Below are 26,115 nucleotides of genomic sequence, written 5' to 3'. Positions count from 1 at the left end.
ACTGCACAGAATGTCTGAAAACGAAAAAGTAAAACGGCTATTAGAACTCAGGGAAGATTCGAAAAAAGGCGGCGGTGAAGCCCGAATAAAAAAACAACACGATAAAGGCAAACTCACGGCCCGCGAGCGTATTGATCTGCTTCTCGATAAAAACAGTTTTGAAGAGATCGACGCGTTTGTAACTCACCGAAGCTCTGCTTTTGGGCTTGAGGATCAACAGTTTTTGGGAGACGGTGTTGTAACCGGATATGGCAAAGTTGACGGCCGGCCGGTTTACGTTTTTAGCCAGGACTTCACCGTTTTTGGGGGCTCACTTTCCGAGACACACGCCGAAAAGATCTGTAAAATTATGGATCTCGCTATGAAAAATGGAGTTCCGGTCATTGGGTTGAACGACTCAGGCGGAGCCAGAATTCAGGAAGGGGTAAGCTCTCTGGGCGGTTATGCTGAGGTGTTCTGGAGAAATTCGATGGCCTCCGGTGTAATACCGCAGATTTCTGCAGTTATGGGGCCCTGTGCAGGTGGAGCTGTTTACAGTCCGGCCCTGACGGATTTTGTTTCTATGGTCAAAAATACAAGCTACATGTTTGTAACCGGGCCCAATGTTGTAAAAACGGTTACACACGAAGAGGTGACATCTGAGGAGCTTGGCGGCGCATCAGCTCATGGTGTTAAATCCGGTGTGGCGCATTTTTCTGAAGAAAACGACGCAGTCTGTTTAAAGAATATCCGAAAGCTGGTTAGCTATATACCGCAGAACTGCGAAGAGAAAGTACCCATGAAGCCTTCAGTGGAACCGGAAGCCTCCAAGGCTGAAGCTCTGAATGACTTGGTACCGCTTAATCCGAATAAGCCGTACGACATCAAAGATGTTATTGATGGGGTGATGGATAAGGACTCTTTTTATGAAGTGCATGAGCGCTATGCTGATAATATTGTAGTGGGTTTTGCCCGATTGGATGGACGTACGGTTGGAATTGTTGCCAATCAGCCGCTGTCGCTTGCCGGAGTTCTCGATATTGATGCCTCACTAAAAGGAGCTCGATTTGTTCGATTCTGTGATGCATTTAATATTCCGCTGGTTGTATTCGAGGACGTGCCCGGATTTTTACCCGGAACGGACCAGGAATGGGGTGGAATCATAAAGCACGGCGCAAAACTGCTGTATGCTTTTTGTGAAGCAACCGTGCCAAAAATGACGGTTATTACCAGAAAAGCTTATGGAGGCGCTTACGACGTAATGAATTCCAAACATATCAGGGCCGACTATAATATTGCCTGGCCAACGGCTGAAATTGCGGTTATGGGTACAAAAGGTGCTGTCGAAATTATCTTCAGGCGTGAAATTGCCAAGGCAGACAATCCCGAAGAGAAGCAGAAAGAGTTGGAAGACCGCTACAGTGATGAGTTTGCTCATCCGTATAAAGCGGCCGCGCGTGGCTTTATTGATGATGTGGTTTTGCCATCCGAAACGCGAAAAAAACTGATTAAAGCGTTCGAATTATGCCACAACAAAGCTGACCGGGTACCTAAGAAGAAACACGATAATCTGCCGCTCTAAGAAAATATTTTACCCGGGATAGCTTCCCGCGATGTAGTTGCGAAGTGAGTCTATTTCCACTTTTTGATCATCGATGACTGACTTTACAACATCGCCAATGGAAATGATCCCGGCTAAATCTCCATTGTTCAAAACCGGCAGGTGGCGAATTTTCTTTTCAGTCATTAGCTGCATACATAAATTGATGCTGTCGGAACTGTTTACACAGAATACCTGCTTCACCATAATGTCTTTCACCGGTGTGGAGGCAGAGGTTCTGCCCTTTAGGATGATTTTGTTTCTATAGTCCCGTTCAGATATGATTCCCTTCACTTTTCCATCATCAAGAACGAGAAGTGCACCTATATTTAAATCAGCCATTTTCTTTATGGCATCGTAAACGGTTTCGTTAGGATGCACAGAATAGACGGTTGATCCTTTTCGATTTAGAATATCCTTAACTGTCATATACCTCCCTTTTTAGTTTTAGTACTCATTATCAATAAGCAGAATTTTCTCATTATGCAAGAAGATCAATGAAAATTGCATATTTGATGTGCAGCGAAATTCCAATGTAATTTCGTTATCATCTGTTTCTAAATTCTTTATCGCTTCGCTTAATAAAATTGACTGTACGATGAATCTATTTGAAAATGAATCCGGTAGTTTTAAAGGAAAACCGGACGACAAAAACCAACCGCTTGCCACAAGAATGCGTCCGGTATCCCTGGATGAATTTGTAGGGCAGGATCACCTGGTTGGCGAAGGGAAAATGCTGCAACGGATGATAGAGAGCGGTGTAATCGGTTCATTGATTTTTTACGGTCCTCCAAGTTCCGGTAAAACTACGCTGGCGTATGTGATCTCCAACGAAATAGATGCACGATTTGAGGTTATCAATGCTGTTTTGGACGGTATTAAAGAGTTGAGAAATGTTGTGGCCAAAGCGGAGCATCAAAAAAAAGCCAACGGGCGTAAGACCATACTCTTTGTGGACGAAATTCACAGATGGAACAAAGCTCAGCAGGACGCACTTCTTCCTCATCTCGAGTCGGGTATCATAACGCTGGTGGGTGCAACTACTGAAAATCCCTTTTATTCGCTGGTGAATCCACTCCTTTCCAGGTGTCAGCTTTTTGAACTCTTTCCGCTTACCCGGGATAATGTTGAAGAGATGATTGATCGTGCTCTGGCAGATGAAGAGCGGGGGCTCGGGTATCTGAAGATTGAAGTGTCACCAGACGCTAAGCTTTATTTTGCTGAAAATGCAGGTGGAGATGTCAGAAACGCTTTGAATGCTTTAGAAGTTGCGGCACTCTCTACCGCCAAAGAGAAGGATGGATTTGTTCGTATTACACTCGAAATTGCAAAAGAATCCATTCAAAAACGCAATGTAAGGTACGATCGAGGCGGAGATGAACACTATCACTATGCTTCCGCTTTTATTAAATCTATGCGGGGATCTGACGTAAATGCAGCTCTTTACTGGATGAGTGCAATGCTGGAAGGTGGGGAAGATCCGAATTTTATTTTCAGGCGGATGCTGATTTTTGCATCAGAAGATGTTGGCATGGCCGATCCGTACGCCTTAACGGTTGTTAATGCTGCGCACGAGTCTTTTATGAAGACCGGGATGCCGGAAGGCCTCTATTTTTTGTCGCATGCGGCAATATTCTTGTCACTTTCCGCAAAAAGTAACAGTACCAAAGCCATTTTTGAAACCAATAGCCTTATCAAGGAGAAAGGTGTGAAAGATGTGCCTCAACATCTGAAAGATAAAACCGCGAATAAACTCGCCTCTCAATATCTGGACGTGAAAAACGCTTCGGATGATTACAAATATCCACACAGCTATCCTAACGGTTGGGTAGATCAGCAGTATTTGCCTGATGAAGTTAAAGATAAATCGTGGTATGAAGGCGGGAATACAGGCCGGGAGAAAAAAATGTGGGAAAGGTTAAAGATGCTGAGGGATCAATCAGATAAGTCCTGAAAATAGAAAAGCCGGAATTATCCATTCCGGCTTTCTAGTATTGGAGCTATTGCTCGATGTCTACCATAACATGAGCTCTTTTGTAAATTCATAGCGTAAATCCTTTATGCTACAGTCAAATGATAAAGTGAAATAGCTTGCTATACAAATTAAATTAAGTTAAAAAATCATTAAGCAATTATTATTTAACTATATGATACAGAAAAGCGCTTTTTTTAAGTTATTAAAATAAAGATTTTATTTCGTGCAGGCCCCTGTAAGGCAGTTTGAATTGAATTCATCAGTGCCGGAATACTAAATTTTGTGCGTCGATTAATAACACGAATCTTTATTCAGATTGAAGTGTTATGTCTGCAATAGCTAAAAAATTAAAGAACAACACAAGTATGAGTCTTATACACATTTTATCATCTACTGACAGACCTAACTCTAATGCGCTTAAAGTATCAAAGTACGTGGAGCAGTATCTGGCGAAAAAGGCGGATACAAAGATTTTCTCACTGATGGATTATCCGTTTGAGGATATAGTGGGAGGTAAATATGGAAATACACCCGATTCCGTGAAAGAATTTAACCGTGAACTTTTAAGTGCAGACGGGTTTCTTTTTGTTATTCCCGAGTATAACGGAGGTTTTCCCGGGGTTTTGAAATTCTTTTACGATTATCTCCCATTCCCTGATGCCCTTGAAATGAAACCTGTCTCGCTAATAGGAGAAGCCGCCGGCGCATTTGGGGCATTGCGACCCGTAGAACAATTTGAACAGCTGCTTAAATATAGAAAGGCATATATCTACCCGGAACGAATGTTTATTCAAAGAGTGAATGACACATTTGATCCGGAATCAGGCTTATCAAATAAAATGCTTCAAAAATTATTGATGAGTCAGCTGGATGGATTCCCTGATTTTGTTGAGCAGGTGAAAAATTTGGATGTTTCAGTTGACGCGTAACATGTAGCCCACTCCGTGTAGCGTCACCAGGAATCTTGGATCATCAGGCTGCATTTCAATTTTTGCTCGTAATTTTGAGATGTGCACATCCACGGTTCTTGTGTTGGTGCTATACTCGTAGCGCCATACATTTTCAAGCAGGTCGTCTCTTGAGATCGGCTTATTTGCCTTGGATACCAGGTACTGGATGAGTTCTACCTCTCGGGTGGAGAGTTCGTGTTCCACTCCGTTGGGCTTGATGACTTTAGACTCTTTAAGGTCAATTTTAACATCGCCAAGTTTTAACATTTCGACAGGACCGGTTTTGGAGTAAGCATTTGCTCTTCGCAGCCTGGCTTTTATGCGTGCAAGAAGTTCTTTAACTCCAAAAGGTTTTGTCATATAGTCGTCAGCACCGATGTTTAATCCGGCAACTTTATCGATTTCCTGATCACGGGCAGTGAGCATGATGATTGGAAAAGTATACTTTAAGTCCCGAACCTCTCTGCAAATGTCGTACCCACTTGTTCCCGGTAACATGATATCGAGAAGCATTAAATCAGGTTCAACATCTTTAACAGCTCCGACGGCTTTATCACCTTCCTGAACTACAGTTACATCGTAACCTTCTGATTCTAAAGTGTCTTGAAGAGTAAAAACAAGACTGGGTTCATCCTCTACGATAACGATCTTCTTTTGTTTATCAGACATATTGCTTGGAGTCTATATTTTTGATTTCACTATCTGTAGATTGAGGTGCGAAACTTGTTGGCTCATACTGATCCTGTCCCTTGATGAGGGCCGGAAAACTAACTGTAAATGTTGAACCTTTCCCTTCTGTACTTTCAACACGTATCGTGCCGCCGTTTAATTCAACCATGTTTTTAACAATGGCTAACCCTAAGCCGTGGCCTTTGGTTTTAGCCGTCAGGCTGTTTTCAACCCGGTAAAATTTTTCGAATATAAGTTTCTGAACTTTCTTTGCCATTCCATCTCCCTTATCAGCTACAGAGATTTCGACATCATCACTATTTTTGGTCAATTGAATGTCGATCTGTTTAGTGTCGGAACTGTATTTTATAGCATTTTCAATCAGGTTGTTGAGAATCGTTTCAAGATGGTCAGGGTCGATCATCACAAGCGGTAGGTCCGAATCGCTATCAAAATTAAGGTCAAAACCTTTAGATTGGATATACTGCTTATTGGATTTCACAAAGTCTGTGACCAGGTCATCCAATTGATGTGGAGCTTGTTCCAATACGGTTTGTCCTGAATCTACCTTGGCAACATCCAAAAGTTTTTCGATCATTTTTCGCAAACGAACGGATTCATTGTAGATATGCTCTCCATAACTTTTTAGCCGTTGCCCGTCTTTTACACGGCCATCCGAAATATTTTCGCCGGCTGCCTGCATGACTGCCAATGGCGTTTTAAGCTCGTGGGTGATATTCGCAAGAAAACCGGCCTGGCGCTGGGCTAACTCTCTTTCGCGCTGAGCATTAATGAACATAAATACCAGAGCTCCAAAAAGGACGATCACTGCAAAACCAAGAACAATTAGGTTTCTCGTCAGAGATGCATTAGTGGCAGCAACCGTTGGCGATTGCAGGAAAGATGCGTGAAGAATCCAGTTTTCAAGCATTTCCGGAAATCGCTGCCTCATATCGATTTCATAGACATCACGATTATAAGTGTACTGTTCGTCACTGCTGGATAGAATATCGTCCTGTATCCAGTCTCTGAGCCAAACTACGATCCCGGTTTTATCTGTGGGGCCAAACTGCTCCTTTAGTTTTTTGTCAATAATTTCGTTAATCAGATAATCTCGGTTTATGGTAAAGTTTAGATGACCGATTACAACTTTATCGTCCAAATTTATTAGAGCAAGGTTCATGCTTCGATGAGCATCGAAGGTAACTTTGTTGTTAAACCGATATTCATCAATGAGTGCTTTAACCCTGGAATTGGAAATGCCAAAGCCATCACAAACAAGATCCGGCACCTCATCAACCATGGTGAACATTTTCAATTCAGGATCGAACTTATAGAGAGGTTGTGTGTCGTCGTAACAAGCGTCTGAGTCGCTTGGATTGTAATAAATATCATCATAGAGAGGGTCTTCTGACGCTTTGCCCAAAACATCAATAAAGTGGGCAGGGAAATTTCCACTTACATTCCAGCTGCTTTCCAGCTTCTCAATATCCAGTTTTCGCAGTTCCCGAAATGGTCCACCAAATTGATGTCTAACCTGGAAAGTGAACTCGTCAAGCTGACTTTTTTTATTGTCTTTGGCAGCCTCTATGGTAGATTCGCGTAAAGCGTAGAGTGAATAGATATTCATCGCTGTAAGAGCCAATACGGCAACTATTCCCAAACTGAGGAATAACCATCTTACAGAGTTAAGCTTACGCATTTTGTTAAAAAACGGCATGAAGTGTAATTGAATTTAAAATCAATTTAAAATAGAAACATCAGTCTGATTCTTCATGGTGTGTAATACATTTTTACAAACCTTATGGCAAAAACGTGATTCAGCAGCTATCCATTATAACTGGATAAACGAAATCAGTCTTTAAATATTGATTTTAATTGCCTCGCTCCCAAATGTTATTTGAGGGATTTACATCCGGGAAGTGATTTTCGGGATCGATTTCAACACGTACAACCTGAGAATTTGAATCGATTGTTAACTTTTTGGTTCGATGCCCCTGCAACCAATGGTCTACATCTATGCGCTGATCGATTTTTTCGCCGTTGGCTAGTGTGATTTCTAAAAGCACCGGCATCGGTACATTTCCAATATCTTCAATAACGATTGTGTAGCTGTTGTTCTCAGACAATACATCCGTCACAGCCTGATCCAGAGTCCAAGTTTCGTAGTACCATGCTCTCCAGAACCAGGACAGATCTTTACCTGCCACATCTTCGAACGTGTTGAAAATATCCCATGGATAGGGATGCTTGTACTGCCATCTTTCGATGAGTTCATGATGGGCTTCCAGGAAGAGTTCATTACCCAATACACCTCGCAGTGCGGCTAAAACAGATGCCGGTTTTGGATAGGAAGCAACGCCGTATGCGGGGCCGGGATAGTGAAAATCGGACCATCTCATCATTTCACCTTCAAGGTCGGTCCCGGCAATTTGCAGATATCCTCCGAAAATGTCGTTGTTATCAAACCGGTCGCCGTAATAATCTTTATTGGCTTCGTTGGTATGGAAACTTGTATAGCCTTCGTCAATCCAGGTGTAACGCCTTTCGTTTGTGCTTAATATCATTGGAAACCACATGTGAGCTAATTCATGAACCGTGACTCCGTAAAGCCGAACAGCCCCGGCATTGTTGTAATCTCCAATTATTGTCATCATTGGAAATTCCATACCGCCACCTATTATACCGGCACCTTCTACAGAAGTCATGTGTGGCCAGGGATAGGGAAAGTTTGTGTAGTCAGATAAAAATGAGATTGAGTGTTGCGCGTATTCAGCCTGTTCGGACCAAAGCGGAGCAAGTTCTCTGAAAAAAGTATTGATTCGTGAGTAGTCAATTTCACCGTCTCCATCCAGATCCCCTACAGGTGTCCGTGTACCGTCCCATCGCGACTCAAGAGTAGCACTGAATGTAATATCTCTCACCTTGGATGAAGAGAACTTCCACGTTAGTGATTCAGAGCCGTTTTGGATGGTGGCATCAGAAAGTTCATCAAAATCTGTTATGGTAATCGTATCGTCACTATTACCGGCTTGATTGTACCGCTCTAAAGTTCTTTGGGAAAGAGTTTCTTCGGGATTAAGAAATTCTCCCGTACCCATTATCAGCCACTCTTTCGGCATGGTAACTGAGAGTTCGTAATCTGCAAACCCGTGATAAAACTCTGCATTACCCAGAAAAGAATCATCCATCCAGCCGTAAACATCGTCGTAAACGGCTATTTTGGGATACCAATAGGCAATAAAATAGAGATTGTCGCGATTACGGCCCATTCTTCCCGAAGCGCCTTGCTGAGGAATTTCAAAAGACCATTCAAATTCAAAATTCATTTTACCGCCTGATGCAAGTTGCTCATCAGGGAAAATATAAAGTCGTGTACCATCAAGAACATATCCGGATGCATTTTGGGTCCAGCGCTGGAACATGCTAATTGACTCCAAATCCTGTCCATTTGCATTTACGCGCTGCAGCTGACTACCCCCGGTAATTTCTGTGGTTTCTTTTTTGGGTGTGCCTTCCTTATGAAGGTTTTGAGCAATTTCAACGACGATGACTTCCAAGTCGTCGGGCGAATTATTGGTATACTCTACAGATGATTCTCCATAAAGTGTGTGAATCTCGGGATCAATCTCAGCTGAAATACTATAAGAGGAGTAATTTTGCCAATACCCTTCGCCCGGTTTCCCATCTGTGCTTCTTGTGCCGTTTTCTACAGCTTGTAAATAGGCATTCGGTACATCAATGGGATAGGGCAACGGCCGTTCAACTTCCGAAACGGGTAGTTCTGATTCGGTGGTTTGGCGTTCTGCCGTCGAGTCCAGCTGTTCTGTGCTTGCACAGGAGAGAGTAAATAGAAACAGTAGAGAAAATATGGATATGGAGAGAGAATTCTTGATCATGTCTGTATTTCTTGAAGTGTTGGTAAGGAGTAAATTATGTAAAGCGTATTCTATTCAGATAACACGCCGGCTTTAATCAAACTGGCCTTAAGTTCGTTAAACTCGATTGGCTTGATTAGATAGTCCTCGTAATTTGTTTGTTTTGCACGTTCCTGGTGAGCTTTATCAGAATTACCGGTAATGTAGATTACAGGCACAGAGGAGAACTTGCGGATTTCGTTCATAGCCTCAATTCCATCCATTTCGCCCTCCAGAGAGATGTCCATTAATATCAGATCCGGCTCAACTTCCTTAGCTACTTCAATCGCCGTTTTACCGTAAACGAGTTCCCCTTCAGTTTCAAATCCCAATTTGTCCATGTAATTCTCGTACAAGAGACTAAGGATTAAATCGTCCTCTACTATCAGAACCTTTTTTTTATCAGACATGCGTAGATGCTTTTATTGTAATTGTTCAAGAGCGTAAGCTAATATAAAATTCTATTATTCTGAAAAAAGGTAAAGAATTAAACGAGAAAAGAAATGTGAACTTTTCTCAGTCAGAATTAGAGTCGATTCGTGAGTATGCTGCCGGTAAGCCATAATTGAATTTGTCGATACTGAATATTGAAGTAGCCTTGATTGCGTTGAAGCAGATAGTTGTCGAATGGGAAAAATTCATTTTTCAGGTTAGGTCTTCTGAAAGTGAAATTGTATTGGGGATCATTCCTGTCATAAGAGTAAGACCAATCCATTGTGTTAAGGTATCGATCTACATACCAAGGTGGGCCAAATAAAATATAAATCATGCCCATATCTGTTTTCCAGCCCTCTTTGAAGGTTGTAAACTGCTTATTGGCCTGTTCCACCCGCTCATAATAAAGATTGATGACGGACCTGGCCTGATTCATATTTTGGACATTGGATAACCAAAAACGATCAACAGCTTCTTTCAAAGAATCAGGTTCCTGAATCTCCATCATTCGCTCGTGATCACGGCGATCCATCAGATAGATAAGTGGCTCAGCAAGTTCACGGGCCGTCATTATTGAAGGATAATTTTCACTTACCACCGAAAAATCCCGCGCCCGGTATAGTGTTTCTCCATCCTGATCTGTGGTTTCAACTTCAAAACGATAGGTACCACGTGCCAGTATTGGGTATTTAAATTCAATGAGCACACTTCCCGGTTGATCAAGTCTTCTAACGTTGGTGTCGATCTCTTTGGCTCGTCTCATATCCACCCCAATATATGGGAGAGAGGACGGACTATAATTATTGAAATTCATTGGCCGGGCATAGGATGTATCTGCCGGATATTGAAGCAGCCGCGCATTGATGGTAAGCGGATCTTCCAGATCGTTATTTGTTACCTGAAAGTCTAATTTGAGGCTATCAATTTTAGACGGTACGGTATATGTAGTAATTGGGATGAACTGATCCTGCGTCAATTCCAGGTTTTTTCCAAGCAGCCGAATCGTGGTAAGGCTGATCTGCGGATCCTCAGGATTGGGAATAGTAGCCTGACTGGTTCTGTTGGTAGCACGGCCTGATGTTTGGTCAAGAACGGTAATGTTTACTTCAAAATTACCTGGTACAACTTCAATTACTTCATTATTTGTGAATACTTCCTGGCTGATAAACGACCCTTCAAATTCAGACTCAATTTCAAAATCTCTGCGTACCGTTTTTGTGAAATCTCCATCATTCTGCAAAATTCGAATTTCCAGGCTGACATTGGCGACTCTTCTTTCGTCTTTTGTACTGTAGATGAGACTTCCAAGAACAATTTCTGTAGTAATATTAATCAGGGGTTGGTCGGTTTCACTCAGTAAACCGATGGAAGAAGTCCGGACTTCCGGGTAGCCTTCTTGAAACTGAAAAAGAGAACCTCTTTCAACGTCCGGATTTGAAGATCGTACACACCCGGACATCAAAAAACCAAGTATTAGAGCTGAAAAGAGAAGGAAATTTTTAAGATGAATAGGCATAGGCTTATTTTTAGAGGAAAACTTGGTGGAGTGAATAATCGTTATGTTCTTTATGTTAACAACATCAAAATGGATGGATAATTGCTTACATTAGACGTTATCTTCATATCTAAACAAAAAATCATTCTTAAACAATCACATATTTATGCTAAGCGGTGCTCGTAGAACAAAGATTGTATGTACTTTAGGTCCCAGCAGTAATACAAAAGAGGATATTGAAAAACTTTATCGTGCGGGGATGAATGTTGTACGAATAAATTTTTCTCATGGAACACACGAAGGACACAAAAAAACAATAGGTTATGTAAGGGATGTTGCGAAAAAAGTTGGATACGCAATTCCGGTTTTAATGGACCTCCAAGGTCCTAAAATCAGAGTTGGGCAAATGAAAGACGATGCCCAGGTAATAAAAACCGGAGATATGGTTAAACTGACTTCTGAGGAAGTTGTAGGTACAGCCGATTTAGTTCCGATCGATTATCCAAACCTGGCAGAGGATTCTCAGGTTGGAAATCAGATTCTAATTGATGACGGACTGCTGGAGCTTAAAATTATTAAAAAGGGTGATGATGGAATTTTAGCCAAAGTAGTTGTTGGTGGTGTTTTAAAATCAAGAAAGGGTGTAAATCTGCCCGATGTAGATATCTCTATGTCATCACTTACCGAGAAGGATAAAGAAGATTTAGAATTTGGCCTGAAAGTAGGGGTGGATTATGTAGCCATGTCATTTGTCAGATCTGCAAGAGATATACAGGATGTGATATCACGAATAAGAGCAGCCGGCAGTAATGCCTCAATTATTGCAAAGATTGAAAAGCCGGAGGCCGTTAATGTGATTGATGAAATTATTGAAGAGACCGATGGTATTATGGTTGCCAGGGGCGACTTAGGGATTGAGATTCCAAGTGAACAAGTACCGCTGGTTCAAAAGAAAATCATTGAAAAATGTAGAATTGCCGGCAAGCCTGTTATCACGGCAACACAAATGCTCGATTCTATGATCAATAATCCTCGAGCTACACGTGCAGAAAGTTCTGATGTAGCGAATGCTGTACTGGACGGAACGGACGCTGTTATGCTTTCAGGTGAGACGGCTGCCGGTAAATACCCGGTTGAAGCTGTTAAAACCATGGATAAGATTATAAAATCTGTAGAGGGTAATGCAGATGGACTTTACTACAGCCTGAAATACAAAAAGCCGGATTGGAAAGAGAAGCAGATTATTGAGTCGCTAGCTTATTCATGTGTTACCATTGCAGACAATATTGAGGCCAAAGCAATCAGTACCATAACACACTCAGGCAGTACAGCCCGGAGAATTGCAAAATTCAGACCTCGCGTGCCAATCGTAGCATTTACGGAAAGTCTGATTGTAAGGCGTCAGTTAAATCTTGTATGGGGTGTACAATCAGTACGTCTTAATGAGATTTTTGACACAGATATTAGTGTAAAACTGATGGAAGATTATCTGCAGAACAATGGCTACGTGAACAGTGGAGACCGGGTTATTATTGCTACAGGTATGCCGGTTGCCAAGCGTGGACGAACCAACATGATTAAGGTGAGCACAATCGATAAAAACTAGATACGCTAAACAGAATGTAAACGTTTGAAAACTGTGTTTAAACATCTATATATCATTCTGTTTGCCATTCTGCTGACGGGTTGCGTGTCCCCGATAAAGCAAGGGTGGCAAAACTTCACCGCTTACTACAATACCTTTTATAACGCCAAACAGGCTTTTGATGAGGGGCTTGAGTTAAATCAACGACAGCAGCTCGATATCAATCCGGATCAACCTATAAGGATACACCCTTCTCCTACAGAAGCCGGACGAGAAGAGTTTGAAAGAGCGATCGAAAAGGGAGCCTCAATTCTTCGGGATCATGCTGAATCGAAATATCTTACCAGGGCTGTTTCATTAATTGGGCAATCCTATTTTTATCGGCAAGAGTATTTCTCGGCTCTTGAAAAGTTTCAGGAACTGCGTTCACTAACAGAAGGAAAAGAGCTGCAGGAAGCTACCATTTGGCAATCCCGTACTTACATGGAATTAGAGCTCTATGAAGAAGGTATCAATTTCACTCAGCAAGAGATCGACTTTATAGATAATTGGGACACCGCACTCTTAGCTGAATTAAATATAGTGTTAGCTCAATTATATTCACAGAGAGGTGATTGGATTGAGGCTTCAAGAGTGCTACAGGATTATACCGGGCTGCTAAAAAGTAATCGTCTCAAAGCAAGAGCATACTTTCTCCACGGACAGGTTCATGAGAGATTAGGTAATAATTTTCAGGCGTTGGCGGCTTATCGATTGTCCTCATCCATTATATCGGAGTACGATATTGAGTTCAATTCAAAGCGGAAGCTCGCCCAGATGTATCGCGATACTGGAGATTACCAATCAGCGCTGCAGTTGTTCAGGAGTTTAGAGAGAGACGACAAGTTTATTAACTACCATGTTGATTTGCGATATGAAATTGCCACAACCTATCAGCAGATGAATGAAGTACAGGAAGCAGTTTCAAGATATAATAGATTGCTGCGCGATCGGTTTGATGCGCCTTCAAGTGTAATCAAGGCAAAATCCTATTTTGGACTTGCCGAGATCCACAGGGATCAGTTTAATGATTTTCAAACGGCTGCCGCCTATTTTGATTCAGCTAACACGCAATCCGTCAACTTATCTGATATTTATAATGACGTAAATGCGGAAGAGATTGTCAGGGCATTTGGAGAGTACGCGTCGTTAAAAAATGAGATTGGAAGAGTTGACAGCCTTCTGCATCTGTCTACATTAAACGAAGCAGAACTGGATTCCGTGATAAGAAGGATTCGGGATCAGCAGATGGATCGTGCGGAAGTTAACCGGCAGCAGAATGTGTTTACTGCGACAAATATTGACGAGAGCCCCGATGACGCCACGGAAGTTTTGGAGTTTGGATTTTTGAACAGTAACGACCCTGTTCGAAAAGCGGAAGCCCAGAGTTATTTTCGGGCCGTTTGGGGAAATAGGCCGTTAGAGGACAATTGGAGACGGCAGAGCGCATTGACAATATCTTCTATTGAGGAAGAGCCCGAAATGGGAAATAATCCCTCTGAAACTACAGTTGCTTCGAACGGTGGAAACGGCTTGATAGAAACGGCCGCCAGTGCAGGTATCGATCTGTCAGAAATTCCATTTTCAGAGGAAGAAAAAAACCGGATGAGAAGATCAAAAGAGCAGTTTAAGTACAGATTGGGAAATCTGTTTTTTCTCTCATTGAATATGCCGGACAGCGCACGATACTATTTTAATGAAGTGATTCACTCATCAGCCAATCAAGAACTCATTCCACGAGCTATCTATTCACTGGCAGAGCTGGAAGTCAGTGAAAATAATAGTGAAGAAATGGTAGAGCAGGCCAATCTTCTTTTTGATCAATATCCGGAAAGTATTTTTGCAGACAGGATAGCGGTCAGGCTGGGAATTGATTATGAATTGGAAGAAACAGGGAGAACTGATCAATTTGAAATAGCGTATGCTTCAATTCAACAAAATATTGCTGATACGTCTTACGCAGAAAAAGCGGACAGTCTCGTTGAATTGGCAGAAAGTATATCTGATGAAAAGAGAAAATCACTGATTTACCTGGAGGCGGCAGAAAATTATCTCAAAGCAGCTCAAGATCTTCCATCTGAAACTTCTGTTGTTTTCTATAACTCAGCTTTGGAGTTGTTGAGCCAAATTATGGAGATGGAACAGACAGATACGCGAGTAAGACGACGATCTTCACTCATGCTGGAATCCGTAGAAGAGTTGTTGGCTGATCTTAAAGAAGAACAAGAAAATGAAGAAGAAGATGAAGTTATGATTGAAAGATTTCCTGAGGATCGTTACCCGACAGATCCCGCCGGAGAACTGCCGCTATGCGAAGATGTTGAAGCTCAGTTAAATTTAGCGGGAGGGACTTCAAGAATAATAGCGGAGATGAACTGGAGTGATGAACAGAAATCGCAACTGCCTGATATAATCTCATACCGTTTTGCAGTGAATCCGGATGGATCGGTAGAGAGTTTTTCAATATTGAGCAGTGACGTACCCGCCGAGTTTGAAAATGCGTTGAATGCCGTGATAGAAGATCTCAGTTTCGATCCGGTCGGTGGAGATCACTCCATCCGTTGTAAACTGAATTTCCCGATTCGGTTTTAATCTGATTGAGAATTGACCTTTTTCCGTATCTGATAAATGTTTTCTAGGTTATTTATTTTCAAATACTCGGCAATCTCTTTATTGATCTGTCTTACAATGGAAGGGCCTTCATAAACCATAGACGTATAAATCTGAATCAGATCTGCGCCCGCTTTGATTTTTTCTATGGCATCCATACCTGAGCTTATACCTCCAACCCCGATGATTGTCTTCTCTCCTTTCGTTTTTTTATAAATTTTTCTGATGATCTCTGTACTTCTCTGCTGAATAGCTTTTCCGCTTAGTCCGCCACGACCAATTGATTCTAATTCATCTGCTGATGTTTTAAGATTTTCGCGCGAGGAGGACGTGTTTGTAGCTACATAGCCGCTTATTGCGTGACTCTCACAGACAGATATCAATTCTGACAGACGGTTTTCATCCAGATCAACTGAAAACTTTACCAGTACCGGAGGCAGGCTTGAGTCTTTATTTAGCTCCAAAGTTTGCAGAAGAGAGTCTAATACATCAGGATCTTCGAATGTTTTGCCCTCCGCGGTGTTTGGACATGATATATTCAGCGTAATATAATCAGCCTCATCTTTTACCAGGTTGAAGCTCGTCCGGTAATCCTCAAGAGCTTTATCTCCGTAAATATCCGGATTGTGAGTTTTTGCGATGTTTACGCCAACTGGGATATTTAAATCCAGTTTTTTTAATCGCCTTGAGATGGTTTGAGCTCCATCGTTGTTTAGTCCCAATCGGTTGATGAGCGATTGATCAACGGGCAGGCGGAAACTCCTTGGTTTAGGATTTCCGGTTGAGGGTAAAGCTGTAATGCTGCCAATTTCAACAAATCCAAAACCCAGTGATTCCATCATAGGGGCCATGGTGCAGTTTTTGTCGAACCCTGCCGCTAAACCGACCGGATTTTTGAAGTTTAGTCCCCAGATATTTTGAGTTAAAGCAGAATTGGAGTACGAATAAATGGTTTCTGCAGCCCGTAAAAACAACTTTCTTTTACTGTAGGTGCTGGCAGCGTTTACCGTGAGTTCGTGTGCATAATCTGCCGATAACCTGAAAAGGAAGGGCCTGATCAATAATTTATACATACTTCAGTTTAATGAAAAGTTGATTGCCTAAGGTAAAGAGAGATTCATTGGATTGAAACAGGTATTAAAATGCCTGAAAAACTTTTATACTTGCGGAATGAAAAAAAGGTCTAAAAATATCATTGATCAGATCACGCAGTATTACGAAGACAGTGAGTACATTCTGCTCGAATCTCAAATGCCTGAGCACCCTTCGTCAGTCACGAGTTATGTAGCCGTTCAGCCAAAGCGAGTTATTTTCGGGAAGGGAAAGCATATCATAAAAATTGAAGATGGCCGGGAAAAAACTTTAGAAGATAATCCATGGTCAGCCATACGGGATTTTGTAGATGAGAGCCGGAGTATGACCTTTGGTTTTTTTGGATATGATTTAAAGAATTATATCGAACCTCTTGGCTCTGAAAATCCGGAGTTGGTAGATGTGCCTGATTTCTATTTCATGGTGCCTGAAATTCTGCTGAAAATAGAAGGTAAAGACATTGAGGTAGTGTCCGGGAATGTCAATCTCGAAGAGATTAAAAATCAAAGAGTAAAAAGCGATGGAAGCAGTGTCAGGAATATCAAGAGGCTCGAAGAGAAGTCATCCTACATTCACAAAATAAAAGAGATACAGAGGTTGATCACGGAGGGCGACTTTTACGAATTGAACTACTCCTATCCGATACGGGCAGAATTATCAGGCAGTCCGCTAGGCATTTATAAGAAAATGAGAGAGATCAATCCGGTGCCGTTTGGTGCGTTTATTAAAACGAAAGACTTTCAGGTTTGCTGTTCATCACCGGAGCGATTCATTAAAAAATCGGGCAGGAAGGTGATCAGCGAACCGATAAAAGGGACATCTCCCCGATCCGATGAGAAATCCGCTGATTTGCAGTATCGGGAAGAGCTCTTGAATGAAAAAAATAAGGCAGAAAATTTGATGATTGTGGACCTGGTTCGCCATGACCTGTCCCTGATAGCAGAAACCGGTTCAGTTCAGGTTTCAAAGCTGTTTGATGTTCAGTCGTTTGGCACGGTTCATCAGTTAATCTCAACGATTGAGGCGACGGTGTTGAAAGGTGTTCATCCCGTTGATGTGATTAAGGCGTGTTTCCCGATGGGCTCAATGACAGGCGCACCCAAGATAGAGGTTATGAAAACGATTGAAGAGCTTGAGACGTATCGAAGGGGAATCTATTCCGGCGCGATCGGATATTTTACACCCGAAGGTGATTTTGATTTTAATGTGGTGATTCGCTCAGCAATAATAAAAGATGGGAATGTAACCTATCCTGTGGGCGGTGCCATTACGGGTGACTCCAATCCTGACGCAGAGTGGGAAGAGACGCATGTAAAAGCACGTGTTTTGACACGGATTGCTGAAAAATAGTTTGACGTTGCTGAAATTCTTTCACGTTTGAATGAGTTATAAATCATTGACACGAAGAGGTGACTCTGTACATCTCCGGATTTAAAATCATCAAACTATTTTTTAGCATGAAAACACTCGGCGAATTAAGAAAAAGCGGCTATCAATCACAATCGGTTAAGGATGAACTGCGGAAAAATATGATCCGCAAAATGAAGAGTGATGAAGAGCTCTTTCCGGGAATTCTTGGTTATGAAAAAACCGTGTTGCCCCAGCTTCAAAATGCAATTTTAGCCCGTCATGATATTATTTTGTTAGGGTTGAGGGGGCAGGCAAAAACCCGGATTCTTCGTTTGTTAGCAGGTTTTCTGGATGAAACGATTCCCATCATCGAGGGCTCCGAAGTGAATGATGATCCCCTCAATCCAATCTCCAAGTATGGCAGAGAGCTGGTGGCAAAGCATGGTGACGATACGCCCATCGCCTGGCTGAATCGCGAGCAGCGCTATGGGGAAAAACTGGCCACTCCTGATACAACGGTAGCTGATCTGATCGGAGATCTGGACCCGATTAAGGCTGCATCTAAAAAACTTACACTGGCCGATGAAGAGGTGATCAATTTTGGTTTGATACCGAGAACCAATCGTGGAATTTTTGTAATTAATGAATTGCCTGATCTGCAGCCGAGAATTCAGGTTGCCTTGCTCAATATCATGCAAGAGAGGGATATTCAGATTCGCGGCTTTAATGTGCGAATCCCTCTGGATGTGTCGCTGGCTTTTTCTGCGAACCCTGAAGATTATACGAATCGTGGAAATATTATCACTCCACTCAAAGACCGGATCGACTCCCAGATTATCACCCATTATCCAAAAGAGCTGAAAATTGCTTCGCAAATTACCAAACAGGAAGCGTGGAGTAAAAGAGATGGAGATACGGAAGTGATCATCCCGGAGCTCTATCGTGATGTTTTGGAATATGTGGCTTTTGAAGCCCGCGACAGTGAGTATATCGACCAGAAAAGTGGTGTATCTACGCGAATGACGATCACAGCCATGGAGCAGGTGATTTCAGCTGCAGAACGCCGAATGATTGCCGGCGGGGAATCGAGCACACAGCTACGTGTGACAGATTTATACTATATGATTCCGGCGCTTACCGGGAAGCTGGAGCTGGTTTATGAGGGTGAGCAGGAGGGTGCTGTTAACGTAGCAAAGCATCTTCTTGGAAAAGCGATCAGAAGAGCTTTTCTGGATCTGTTTGAAGATCCATCCAGTAAAAAGGGAGACGATGAGGGTGCGAGCCCTTACAAGAATATACTGGACTGGTTCGCCCTGGGTAATTCTTTGGAAATTCCGGATTTAATGCCCCAAAATGATTACAAAAAGGAATTGGAAAGAGTGGACGGGCTAAAAAAATTAGTTCAGGAAAATTCATCAATCAGTGAGAAGGATCTGCTGCCGGTTATGGATCTGGTTATTGAAGCACTTCATCAATTCTCCAAGCTTGGAAAGGACGATATTGATGATCATAGATCTTACTCCGACATGCTGGGGAGCATGCTTGGAGGAATGGGAGATTTTGAGGAAGATGACTTTGATCTCTGATTAACCGAATCGTGTAGAGTTTACTTTAAGTCCATTGTTTTTTGCGGCAAACAGAGGTGCTTCTCTATAGGGAATATAAGGGTAGAGATGTCCTAGCTATAAACTGTGGTACAACAGTCCTTCCAAAGATTTAATACCCGTCTATCCTTTTACTGTTAGAATTATATTCTTTAAATTGAAGTATAACAAAGAATATAATTCTATATATGCCCGTAAAACTGGATGATACTGACAAGAAGATTATTGATCTTCTGCAAGAGGATGGCCGGATGCCCAACAACGAATTGGCCAAGCGAGTGGGGCTCACAACAACTCCTACATTGGAGCGTGTAAAACGCCTTGAAAGAGAGGGTGTGATTAAAGGCTACACGGCGTGGATTGATAAAAGCTCCATCGATAGAGGGTTGACTGTTTTTTGCAATATCAAATTGTCGGTTCATCAGCTCGGGAAGATGGAAGAGTTTTCAAAACACATTCACGGAATACCTGAAATACTTGCCTGCTACAATACAACCGGCGAGTATGACTATCTGCTGCATGTGGTAGTAAAAGATACCAATGAGTACGAGCGCTTTCTGCGGACAAAACTGACGCGGATTCCCGGAGTAGAGAGAATCTATACCGGAATTGTGCTTTCGGTGATTAAGGAGCAATCTAAAATAACGGTGATGGAAAATGGAGACACTCACAAAACAGAATAAATCGATGGAAACGATATGTGCACAAGCTGATCATCCGGATAAAGATCCGTACGGTTCGCATGCAATGCCGCTTTATCAGACTTCCACATTTAGGTTTAAAGATGTGGAAGCAGGCAAACGTTTCTTTGCACATGAAGAGGGAGGGGCAACGCACAGCTATTCAAGACTTGGGAATCCGACGGTTGAAAAAGCCGAGAAGATTATTGCTCAACTGGAAGGCATTGACCTGGAAATAGAAACTGAAGGGATGATGTTCGGTTCAGGCATGGCGGCTATCACAACCGGTTTGATGGCGCTAGCAGCCGGAAAACGAATTTTGGCACAAGAAGCGCTATACGGTTGTACCTCTCAGTTTTTGCAGGAAGATGCCGGCCGATACAATATCGAAGTAACCAATATGGATCCGAATAATCTGGATGAAGTGATGGATGCCTTTCGGGAGCATGACGATATTGGACTGGTCTATCTCGAGAGTATCGCAAATCCAACCATGCGGGTCTGTGATCTGGAAGCCATTACTCAGATAGCCCATCAAAATGGTGCCCTGGTGATGGTGGACAACACATTTGCAACACCGTTTCATATACGTCCGCTAAACTGGGGAGTGGACTTGGTCGCTCACTCTACCACCAAGTATCTGAATGGACACGGTACGGTAGTTGGCGGCGCGCTGGTTGCAAAAGAAGGATTCTTTGCGGAAACGGATATGCATATTTACCGCAAGAATTTTGGTGGAATCTCCGGCCCGTTTGATGCCTGGCTGACTTTGATGGGACTTAAAACTTTTCCCTTGCGAATGAAGCAGCATAATAAGAATGGACAAAAAGTGGCTGATTTTCTGAACGGCCATCCGGCTGTCAGTCGTATATGGCACGCAGGACTTGAGAATCATCCGGATGGAGAGATCATCGAGAAGCTGATGATGAATGGACATGGCGGAATGATCGCTTTTGAACTGAAAGATGGCCTGGACGCCGGGGTTGAACTGATGAACAGGGTCAAATTGTGTACACTGGCAGTAAGCCTGGGGACAGTGGATTCACTTATTCAGCATCCCGCTTCTATGACTCACTCCGTTGTGGATCCGAAAATACGTGAAGAGGCAGGAATTACCGATGGGCTTGTGAGACTATCTGTTGGGATTGAATCAGCAGAGGATATCATTGCTGACCTTGAGCAGGCTTTAGAAATCTGACAGGTTTAAAAAAGGTCTGGTTAAATCATCACTGCTCTCACTTCTTGTGTCATGTGTGGTACATCCACCAAAACAAGGATTGAAAAAATTGAATAGTAAAATTAAGTATTTGTTATTAACTTTTCTTTCTTTAAAAAGTTAGATCTTCATTTATTAGTTACTCCTGATGTAATGGATTTAAGAGGAGCAAATATAAAACCACTATTTAAATATGAAGCCTTTGGTTCGTTTTACCACGCTACTCATTCTGATTTCTGTCACTTTATTCACCACTCAACTCTATGCTCAGACTACCTATGCTCCTGATAAAACTTACCTTGTGGTCAAAAATGATGGAGCAAGATATATCGGTAATATAATTTCTGAAAATGCACAGGAGGTTATACTAAAGACTGAAAATCTTGGAGAGATTGCTATTCCAAAGCATGAAATTAAAGAGATCAGGGAACTGAATGAAAATGAAGTGGATCGAAATGGCCAAATTAAAGAAGAAAGTAAATTTGCATCCCGGTATTACCTTTCTTCGAGTGCGTATCCCCTTAGGAAAGGGAATAATTTTATAATATGGAATTTATACGGACCTGACGTTCAGTTTGGTATAAGTGATAATATTAGTATGGGTATTACAACCACATGGGTAGGTGTTCCTATTTTTGGCTCGGCTAAATACAGTTTTCTAGAAGATAAGAATACTAGTTTTTCAATTGGAGCCATGCTTGGAACGGGTTCGTGGGCCGCACCGGAATTCGGGCTTGCAGTTCCATTTGGAACCGTTACATTCGGTCAATACGAAAGAAATCTATCACTATCTGTAGGACATGGATTTTACTATGATGATGAAACTGATTCAGATCAGGCAACATTCTTTTCTGTAGCCGGTACCACTCGCATCAGCAACAGAGTAAGTCTCGTCTTAGATTCTTTCATCTTTGCAGAGTTGGATAATGAAGTTCTTGGAGCTCTAATCATCCCTTCAGTCAGACTTCATTCCGATTCAGGTAAAGCCTTCCAATTTGGTTTTGCGGGCGTTGCTGCTGAAGGTGAATTACTCCCTGTCCCAATACCATTCCTGCAATGGTTTAGAGCTTTTTAAATATGTATAATATATCCTACAATACGTTTTTACAGCTACAATCTTTATTTTAACTCATCCAAACAAGGTTTGAATAACTTTGAGTAACCTTTCTCTAGTATAATTTAGATTACCACTCGCCGCCACCGCCTCCAAATCCACCGCTCCAGACTACAACACCGCCTGAACCGAGAGTGTGACGTTTTCGGCCACGTCCGCTGTTAAAAATCGTTTCTTCGAAGGTTTGGCCTGAGAATCTGCTCTACAATTCTACCGGCATTGAGATCTCTAACAGCTCCTTCGAGGCCGTAACCCACCTCAATCTGCATCTGCGATCGTCTACGGCACGCCGGCCTTGAAAATCATCCGGATGGAGAGATCATCGATAAGCTGATGATGAATGGGCACGGCGGAATGATCGCTTTTGAACTAAAGGATGGCCTGGACGCCGGGGTTGAATTGAAGAACAGGGTCGGTTTGTAAAATCACTGCGGATCATTGTCTTCATAAATGTTTTGGTTGCAAAACATTTAATACTGTTTATTGTTTTGTATTCAAAACAATATTATGGAAGAACTATTTTTATATCAAAACAAAATTCTAAAAACCGTTACAGATCAATGGTATCGATCTGCATTTAACGCGATTGACTGGAATCAACGCCTTTTCGGAATAAAAGGATTAAGGGGAGTTGGAAAAACCACCCTTTTACTTCAGTATATAAAGTTTCACTACCCAGAAAAAGAGAATGCGTTATATGTTTCGGCAGACAATCCGTGGTTTTATGATAACGGACTGTACGAGTTGATTTCCGATTTTGATAAGTTAGGTGGAAAGCTTCTGGTGATCGATGAAATACACAAATATCCCGGGTGGCCATCTGAACTAAAAGCCGGATATGATGCTCATCCTTACATGCAGTTCATCTTCTCTGCTTCATCAGACTTTGATATTTTAAAAGCGGAAGCCGATTTAAGCCGTAGAGCAACCGTAAACCTACTTCCGGGCCTTTCATTTCGGGAATTTTTAGAATTCAGGCACGGAATACAATTCCCATCCCTTATACTGACTGAAATTCTTGAAAACGCTACAGAATTAAGTAAAGATTTTAACGAAAAGGCAAGGCCACTTCCGTTATTTAAGGAGTACATACGCAACGGATACTTTCCGTTTTTAAAGAATGAATCTGCGGTAGCAACGAAACTAAAACTTTCCGCGATCATAAATGCCGTTCTTGAAAATGATATGGCCTATATACAGAACTACAGCCCGTCCAATATTCAAAAGATTAAAAAATTGCTGGGAGATGTGGCAGGTTCAGCCCCTTTTACTCCAAACGTCTCGAAAATTGCAGATAAACTGAATGTGGGCAGAAATAGCATCTACAACTATCTGAAGCATTTAGAGGATGCACATATCCTGAACTTGACTCATAAAACCGGACGGGGGATTTCCGTATTACAAAAACCGGATAAGATATATTTTGAGAACACAAATCTGGCACTTGCCCTGAATGAAAATGCAGATATTGGTGCACTTAGAGAAACTTTTTTCGTGAATCAATTGCGCAACGCCGGCCATCAAATACACCTGGCAAAAAAAGGTGATTTCGTAATTGATGATTCCATCACGGTTCAAACGGGTGGGAAGAATAAATCAGGTAAGCAGATTACTGATTTAGAGCAAGCTTACATTGCAAAAGATGACATAGAATATGCGTTTCAAAATAGAATTCCGATCTGGATATTTGGATTATTGTATTAAGTAAAGAACTATCAGGTTTTTTAAATATCTGATAGGCATGTAGGTAGCTCGATAAATCTTAGTAGGCTTAACACACTCAAATCCCTCCAAAAAACTTTTACCAAGAATCTGCAAAGGTTTCACTTCTCATCCCCGCCGTTGCTTTTACAGCGAAATTTCACTATTTCAGAAAACAGTACTGTAAGGGATAGAGACGTTTTGTGATAAACAATGTTGAATTCTTAAACAAAGAGAAAATCCTTTGAACGATGAGCGAACCAACCATGGATACCTATCTTCTTCAGTTAACCGAACAGATGCGCGATTCTGCTCAAAACCTGCCCGACCCAAATGTGATGTCGGAGTTTGATGAGGAGAATCTACCGGAAGAGCTGAAGCCATTTGCATATGCCGAACGGTATATCCACGGCAAAGCTAAAAAGATTTCAACCATCACAAGCATCCCGTCCGAAAGTTTTCCACCGGCTGAGCAATTGACGGAAACTCAGATCTCCTTTCTTTATGATGAAATGAAACGCCTGCTGAACGCATACTGCTTCTACGCCGAATTTCCGAAAGGTCTTCCGGTTGAGATAAAATACCGGCTTTTGCGCAAAAAATGGAAAGATAAAGCGGTTTATACCGGAGAAGGAATAACCGGTTTCGAGTTTTGCGATTATGAACCCAAGCGGTGCCCGTTCCCGGAGACGTTCTGCAGCTGCAAAGATTTTGATTTTAATGAGGACGATTTGGACATGGGTAACGCAGACGATTCAGACGAAATGCCGTTATAAGTGGTGAAGATTATGCTTTGTGGCCTTTAAGTAGGGGTATAGTCCCTAAAATCAATATCCTTATCGTAAAGAGTGAGTATCAGAACAGAATGAGAAATCATATTTAAAATCCAATAAACATTTTATGTATATTACATAACGTAAAATACGTAACGCAAAATACGTCATGTAAGTAGTATAATTAAAATCTTGGAATGAATATGGGAAAAGAGCCTGAAAATCCATTCGTTTTAAGCGGTTATTACGGAAGAAAGTGGTTTTGCAACCGTGATAAGGAGTTGAATGAGTTAACCCGTCATATAAAAAGTGATAGAAATGTTGTTTTATATGCCTGGAGAAGGTTGGGTAAAACGGCCATCATTAAACAGCTATTTAGTGATTTTGAAGAGTCGGGTGAGTATGAATGTGTGTATGCAGACCTGATGGTAACTCAATCGATGCCTGAGGCGACGGAAGCAATCACCAAGGCGGTATTTAATCGTTTTGGAAAAACTTCATCAGGAATTTCGTCTTCTATCCAGCGTCTTCTTTCAAAAGTGGGGGTTTCTTTACGCTTCAATGAAGCATCGGGTGTACCTGAGATATTTTTTGGTCTGCAAAGGCCTAAATCTGAGAAGCAATCATTTGACGCTTTGGGTGATTTTTTGTCAAACCGAAAAAAGAGAGTGGTTATTGCGCTGGATGAATTTCAACAGGTGACATCATATGAAAACGTCAATGCAGAAGTAGTATTCAGGAACTGGATGCAAGAGTTCCCGGACATCAGGTTTATTTACAGCGGAAGCCACAGGTCACTGATGACATCTATGTTTTCGGATAAAAGCAGGCCGTTCTATAAAAGCTCGCAGCTATTACCGCTCGAGCCCATAACGGAAGAGGATTACAGGGAGTTTATAGTTAACCACTTTTCAGAGAATGAAAAGACAATTGATTCCGCAACGATTACTGAACTTTACGAATGGGCAAGGGGGCAAACTTACACGGTGCAGAGAATCTGCAACTACCTCTTTGACTACTACGAAGAAGCCACTGTAGAGAAACTCCAGGTTGTTTTTGATAAACTTATTGATCAGGATAAGCCCATGTTTGCCAGCTTTCAGAAAATGCTGACGAAAGTTCAGTGGAAAGTATTAAAATCTATCGCAAAAGAAGAGCCTTTAGAAAATCCTTTGGGAAATGAGTTTATCCAAAAATATGCATTGGGTGCGTCAAGCAGCGTTCAGGTCGCTTTAAAATCCCTGCAAAAGAAAGAGATTGTCATTAAAGAGGGAGATAAATTTCTGGTTCATGATGTGATACTGGCCCGTTGGCTTCAAACACTTTAACCT

21 protein-coding genes are annotated in these 26,115 nt (G+C 41.9%); 13 read left to right on the top strand and 8 right to left on the bottom strand.

Going from position 1 to position 26,115, the window contains the following annotated elements; translation table 11 throughout:
- Window positions 1–10 precede the first annotated feature (10 nt).
- Window positions 11–1,561 (top strand): acyl-CoA carboxylase subunit beta, encoded by a 1,551-nt coding sequence (locus U5K35_RS03855; protein ID WP_322570151.1) that lies wholly within the window; start codon window positions 11–13, stop codon window positions 1,559–1,561.
- 9 nt (window positions 1,562–1,570) lie between these two features.
- On the opposite strand, the gene U5K35_RS03850 is transcribed toward U5K35_RS03855, so the two are convergent.
- Complete coding sequence (locus U5K35_RS03850; protein WP_322570150.1) at window positions 1,571–2,008, bottom strand: CBS domain-containing protein; 438 nt, start codon at window positions 2,006–2,008, stop codon at window positions 1,571–1,573.
- A 169-nt stretch (window positions 2,009–2,177) separates the two neighbouring features.
- Here U5K35_RS03850 and U5K35_RS03845 point away from each other — a divergent pair, with 169 nt between their 5' ends.
- Window positions 2,178–3,533, top strand: coding sequence for a replication-associated recombination protein A (locus U5K35_RS03845; RefSeq protein WP_322570149.1), 1,356 nt, complete (start codon window positions 2,178–2,180; stop codon window positions 3,531–3,533).
- Between the two features lie 386 nt (window positions 3,534–3,919).
- A complete protein-coding gene (locus tag U5K35_RS03840) occupies window positions 3,920–4,483 on the top strand; it encodes an NAD(P)H-dependent oxidoreductase (protein WP_322570148.1) in 564 nt (187 codons plus the stop codon).
- Here the strand turns inward: U5K35_RS03840 and U5K35_RS03835 are convergent.
- The 5 genes from U5K35_RS03835 to U5K35_RS03815 form a co-directional block, all read right to left on the bottom strand.
- A complete protein-coding gene (locus U5K35_RS03835; RefSeq protein WP_322570147.1) occupies window positions 4,469–5,173 on the bottom strand; it encodes a response regulator transcription factor in 705 nt (234 codons plus the stop codon). The genes U5K35_RS03840 and U5K35_RS03835 overlap by 15 nt on opposite strands.
- The gene (locus U5K35_RS03830) at window positions 5,166–6,893 is read right to left on the bottom strand and encodes a HAMP domain-containing sensor histidine kinase (protein ID WP_322570146.1); all 1,728 of its coding nucleotides are present in this window, start codon (window positions 6,891–6,893) and stop codon (window positions 5,166–5,168) included. The genes U5K35_RS03835 and U5K35_RS03830 overlap by 8 nt, the downstream gene beginning before the upstream one ends.
- 154 nt (window positions 6,894–7,047) lie before the next feature.
- Window positions 7,048–9,072: a M1 family metallopeptidase gene (locus U5K35_RS03825; protein ID WP_322570145.1), complete on the bottom strand. Its 2,025-nt coding sequence runs from the start codon at window positions 9,070–9,072 to the stop codon at window positions 7,048–7,050.
- Window positions 9,073–9,122: 50 nt separating this feature from the next.
- Window positions 9,123–9,500 carry a response regulator gene (locus tag U5K35_RS03820; RefSeq protein WP_322570144.1) on the bottom strand — a complete coding sequence of 126 codons (378 nt, stop codon included), beginning with the start codon at window positions 9,498–9,500 and terminating at the stop codon, window positions 9,123–9,125.
- A 116-nt stretch (window positions 9,501–9,616) separates the two neighbouring features.
- Complete coding sequence (locus tag U5K35_RS03815; RefSeq protein WP_322570143.1) at window positions 9,617–10,984, bottom strand: GWxTD domain-containing protein; 1,368 nt, start codon at window positions 10,982–10,984, stop codon at window positions 9,617–9,619.
- Window positions 10,985–11,186: 202 nt separating this feature from the next.
- Between U5K35_RS03815 and pyk the strand changes: the two genes are divergently transcribed.
- A complete protein-coding gene (gene pyk, locus U5K35_RS03810; protein WP_322570142.1) occupies window positions 11,187–12,626 on the top strand; it encodes a pyruvate kinase in 1,440 nt (479 codons plus the stop codon).
- Between the two features lie 33 nt (window positions 12,627–12,659).
- Entirely contained in the window at window positions 12,660–15,236 is a 2,577-nt protein-coding gene (locus U5K35_RS03805; RefSeq protein WP_322570521.1) for a tetratricopeptide repeat protein, read from the top strand.
- On the opposite strand, the gene U5K35_RS03800 is transcribed toward U5K35_RS03805, so the two are convergent.
- Window positions 15,233–16,327, bottom strand: a complete 1,095-nt coding sequence (locus tag U5K35_RS03800; RefSeq protein ID WP_322570141.1) for a quinone-dependent dihydroorotate dehydrogenase — start codon at window positions 16,325–16,327, stop codon at window positions 15,233–15,235. The two genes, U5K35_RS03805 and U5K35_RS03800, sit on opposite strands and share 4 nt — an antisense overlap.
- Window positions 16,328–16,424: 97 nt before the next feature.
- On the opposite strand from U5K35_RS03800, the gene U5K35_RS03795 reads away from it, so the two are divergent.
- From U5K35_RS03795 to U5K35_RS03775, 5 genes are all read left to right on the top strand, one after another.
- Entirely contained in the window at window positions 16,425–17,696 is a 1,272-nt protein-coding gene (locus U5K35_RS03795) for an anthranilate synthase component I family protein (protein WP_322570140.1), read from the top strand.
- A gap of 107 nt (window positions 17,697–17,803) precedes the next feature.
- Window positions 17,804–19,282: an AAA family ATPase gene (locus tag U5K35_RS03790; protein ID WP_322570139.1), complete on the top strand. Its 1,479-nt coding sequence runs from the start codon at window positions 17,804–17,806 to the stop codon at window positions 19,280–19,282.
- 206 nt (window positions 19,283–19,488) lie between these two features.
- Window positions 19,489–19,983, top strand: a complete 495-nt coding sequence (locus tag U5K35_RS03785; protein WP_322570138.1) for an Lrp/AsnC family transcriptional regulator — start codon at window positions 19,489–19,491, stop codon at window positions 19,981–19,983.
- Window positions 19,984–19,987: 4 nt separating this feature from the next.
- Window positions 19,988–21,178 carry a trans-sulfuration enzyme family protein gene (locus U5K35_RS03780; protein WP_416221587.1) on the top strand — a complete coding sequence of 397 codons (1,191 nt, stop codon included), beginning with the start codon at window positions 19,988–19,990 and terminating at the stop codon, window positions 21,176–21,178.
- 211 nt (window positions 21,179–21,389) lie between these two features.
- Window positions 21,390–22,271, top strand: a complete 882-nt coding sequence (locus U5K35_RS03775; protein ID WP_322570136.1) for a hypothetical protein — start codon at window positions 21,390–21,392, stop codon at window positions 22,269–22,271.
- Window positions 22,272–22,471: 200 nt separating this feature from the next.
- Here the strand turns inward: U5K35_RS03775 and U5K35_RS19520 are convergent, their stop codons facing one another.
- On the bottom strand, window positions 22,472–22,579 hold the full coding sequence (locus U5K35_RS19520) for a TPM domain-containing protein (protein ID WP_416221578.1): 108 nt from the start codon (window positions 22,577–22,579) through the stop codon (window positions 22,472–22,474).
- A 238-nt stretch (window positions 22,580–22,817) separates the two neighbouring features.
- Between U5K35_RS19520 and U5K35_RS03770 the strand changes: the two genes are divergently transcribed.
- The 3 genes from U5K35_RS03770 (at window position 22,818) to U5K35_RS03760 (ending at window position 26,112) form a co-directional block, all read left to right on the top strand.
- On the top strand, window positions 22,818–24,014 hold the full coding sequence (locus tag U5K35_RS03770) for an ATP-binding protein (RefSeq protein ID WP_322570135.1): 1,197 nt from the start codon (window positions 22,818–22,820) through the stop codon (window positions 24,012–24,014).
- 248 nt (window positions 24,015–24,262) lie between these two features.
- On the top strand, window positions 24,263–24,787 hold the full coding sequence (locus tag U5K35_RS03765; protein ID WP_322570134.1) for a hypothetical protein: 525 nt from the start codon (window positions 24,263–24,265) through the stop codon (window positions 24,785–24,787).
- A 194-nt stretch (window positions 24,788–24,981) separates the two neighbouring features.
- On the top strand, window positions 24,982–26,112 hold the full coding sequence (locus U5K35_RS03760; RefSeq protein ID WP_322570133.1) for an ATP-binding protein: 1,131 nt from the start codon (window positions 24,982–24,984) through the stop codon (window positions 26,110–26,112).
- The last annotated feature ends 3 nt before the right edge of the window (window positions 26,113–26,115 follow it).

This window comes from Rhodohalobacter sp., assembly GCF_034521535.1.
GTDB lineage: Bacteria > Bacteroidota > Rhodothermia > Balneolales > Balneolaceae > Rhodohalobacter.
The sequence above is the reverse complement of the archived record's forward strand: the minus strand, read 5'-3'. Positions and strand labels throughout refer to the sequence as shown.

Excerpts from the sequence above, each read along its gene's own strand:
- U5K35_RS03855 (WP_322570151.1), top strand. The coding sequence starts at position 11 with ATGTCTGAAAACGAAAAAGTAAAACGGCTATTAGAACTCAGGGAAGAT.
- U5K35_RS03850 (WP_322570150.1), bottom strand. The coding sequence starts at position 2,008 with ATGACAGTTAAGGATATTCTAAATCGAAAAGGATCAACCGTCTATTCT.
- U5K35_RS03845 (WP_322570149.1), top strand. The coding sequence starts at position 2,178 with ATGAATCTATTTGAAAATGAATCCGGTAGTTTTAAAGGAAAACCGGAC.
- U5K35_RS03840 (WP_322570148.1), top strand. The coding sequence starts at position 3,920 with ATGAGTCTTATACACATTTTATCATCTACTGACAGACCTAACTCTAAT.
- U5K35_RS03835 (WP_322570147.1), bottom strand. The coding sequence starts at position 5,173 with ATGTCTGATAAACAAAAGAAGATCGTTATCGTAGAGGATGAACCCAGT.
- U5K35_RS03830 (WP_322570146.1), bottom strand. The coding sequence starts at position 6,893 with ATGCCGTTTTTTAACAAAATGCGTAAGCTTAACTCTGTAAGATGGTTA.
- U5K35_RS03825 (WP_322570145.1), bottom strand. The coding sequence starts at position 9,072 with ATGATCAAGAATTCTCTCTCCATATCCATATTTTCTCTACTGTTTCTA.
- U5K35_RS03820 (WP_322570144.1), bottom strand. The coding sequence starts at position 9,500 with ATGTCTGATAAAAAAAAGGTTCTGATAGTAGAGGACGATTTAATCCTT.
- U5K35_RS03815 (WP_322570143.1), bottom strand. The coding sequence starts at position 10,984 with ATGTCCGGGTGTGTACGATCTTCAAATCCGGACGTTGAAAGAGGTTCT.
- pyk (WP_322570142.1), top strand. The coding sequence starts at position 11,187 with ATGCTAAGCGGTGCTCGTAGAACAAAGATTGTATGTACTTTAGGTCCC.
- U5K35_RS03800 (WP_322570141.1), bottom strand. The coding sequence starts at position 16,327 with ATGTATAAATTATTGATCAGGCCCTTCCTTTTCAGGTTATCGGCAGAT.
- U5K35_RS03795 (WP_322570140.1), top strand. The coding sequence starts at position 16,425 with ATGAAAAAAAGGTCTAAAAATATCATTGATCAGATCACGCAGTATTAC.
- U5K35_RS03790 (WP_322570139.1), top strand. The coding sequence starts at position 17,804 with ATGAAAACACTCGGCGAATTAAGAAAAAGCGGCTATCAATCACAATCG.
- U5K35_RS03785 (WP_322570138.1), top strand. The coding sequence starts at position 19,489 with ATGCCCGTAAAACTGGATGATACTGACAAGAAGATTATTGATCTTCTG.
- U5K35_RS03780 (WP_416221587.1), top strand. The coding sequence starts at position 19,988 with ATGGAAACGATATGTGCACAAGCTGATCATCCGGATAAAGATCCGTAC.
- U5K35_RS03775 (WP_322570136.1), top strand. The coding sequence starts at position 21,390 with ATGAAGCCTTTGGTTCGTTTTACCACGCTACTCATTCTGATTTCTGTC.
- U5K35_RS19520 (WP_416221578.1), bottom strand. The coding sequence starts at position 22,579 with ATGCAGATTGAGGTGGGTTACGGCCTCGAAGGAGCTGTTAGAGATCTC.
- U5K35_RS03770 (WP_322570135.1), top strand. The coding sequence starts at position 22,818 with ATGGAAGAACTATTTTTATATCAAAACAAAATTCTAAAAACCGTTACA.
- U5K35_RS03765 (WP_322570134.1), top strand. The coding sequence starts at position 24,263 with ATGAGCGAACCAACCATGGATACCTATCTTCTTCAGTTAACCGAACAG.
- U5K35_RS03760 (WP_322570133.1), top strand. The coding sequence starts at position 24,982 with ATGAATATGGGAAAAGAGCCTGAAAATCCATTCGTTTTAAGCGGTTAT.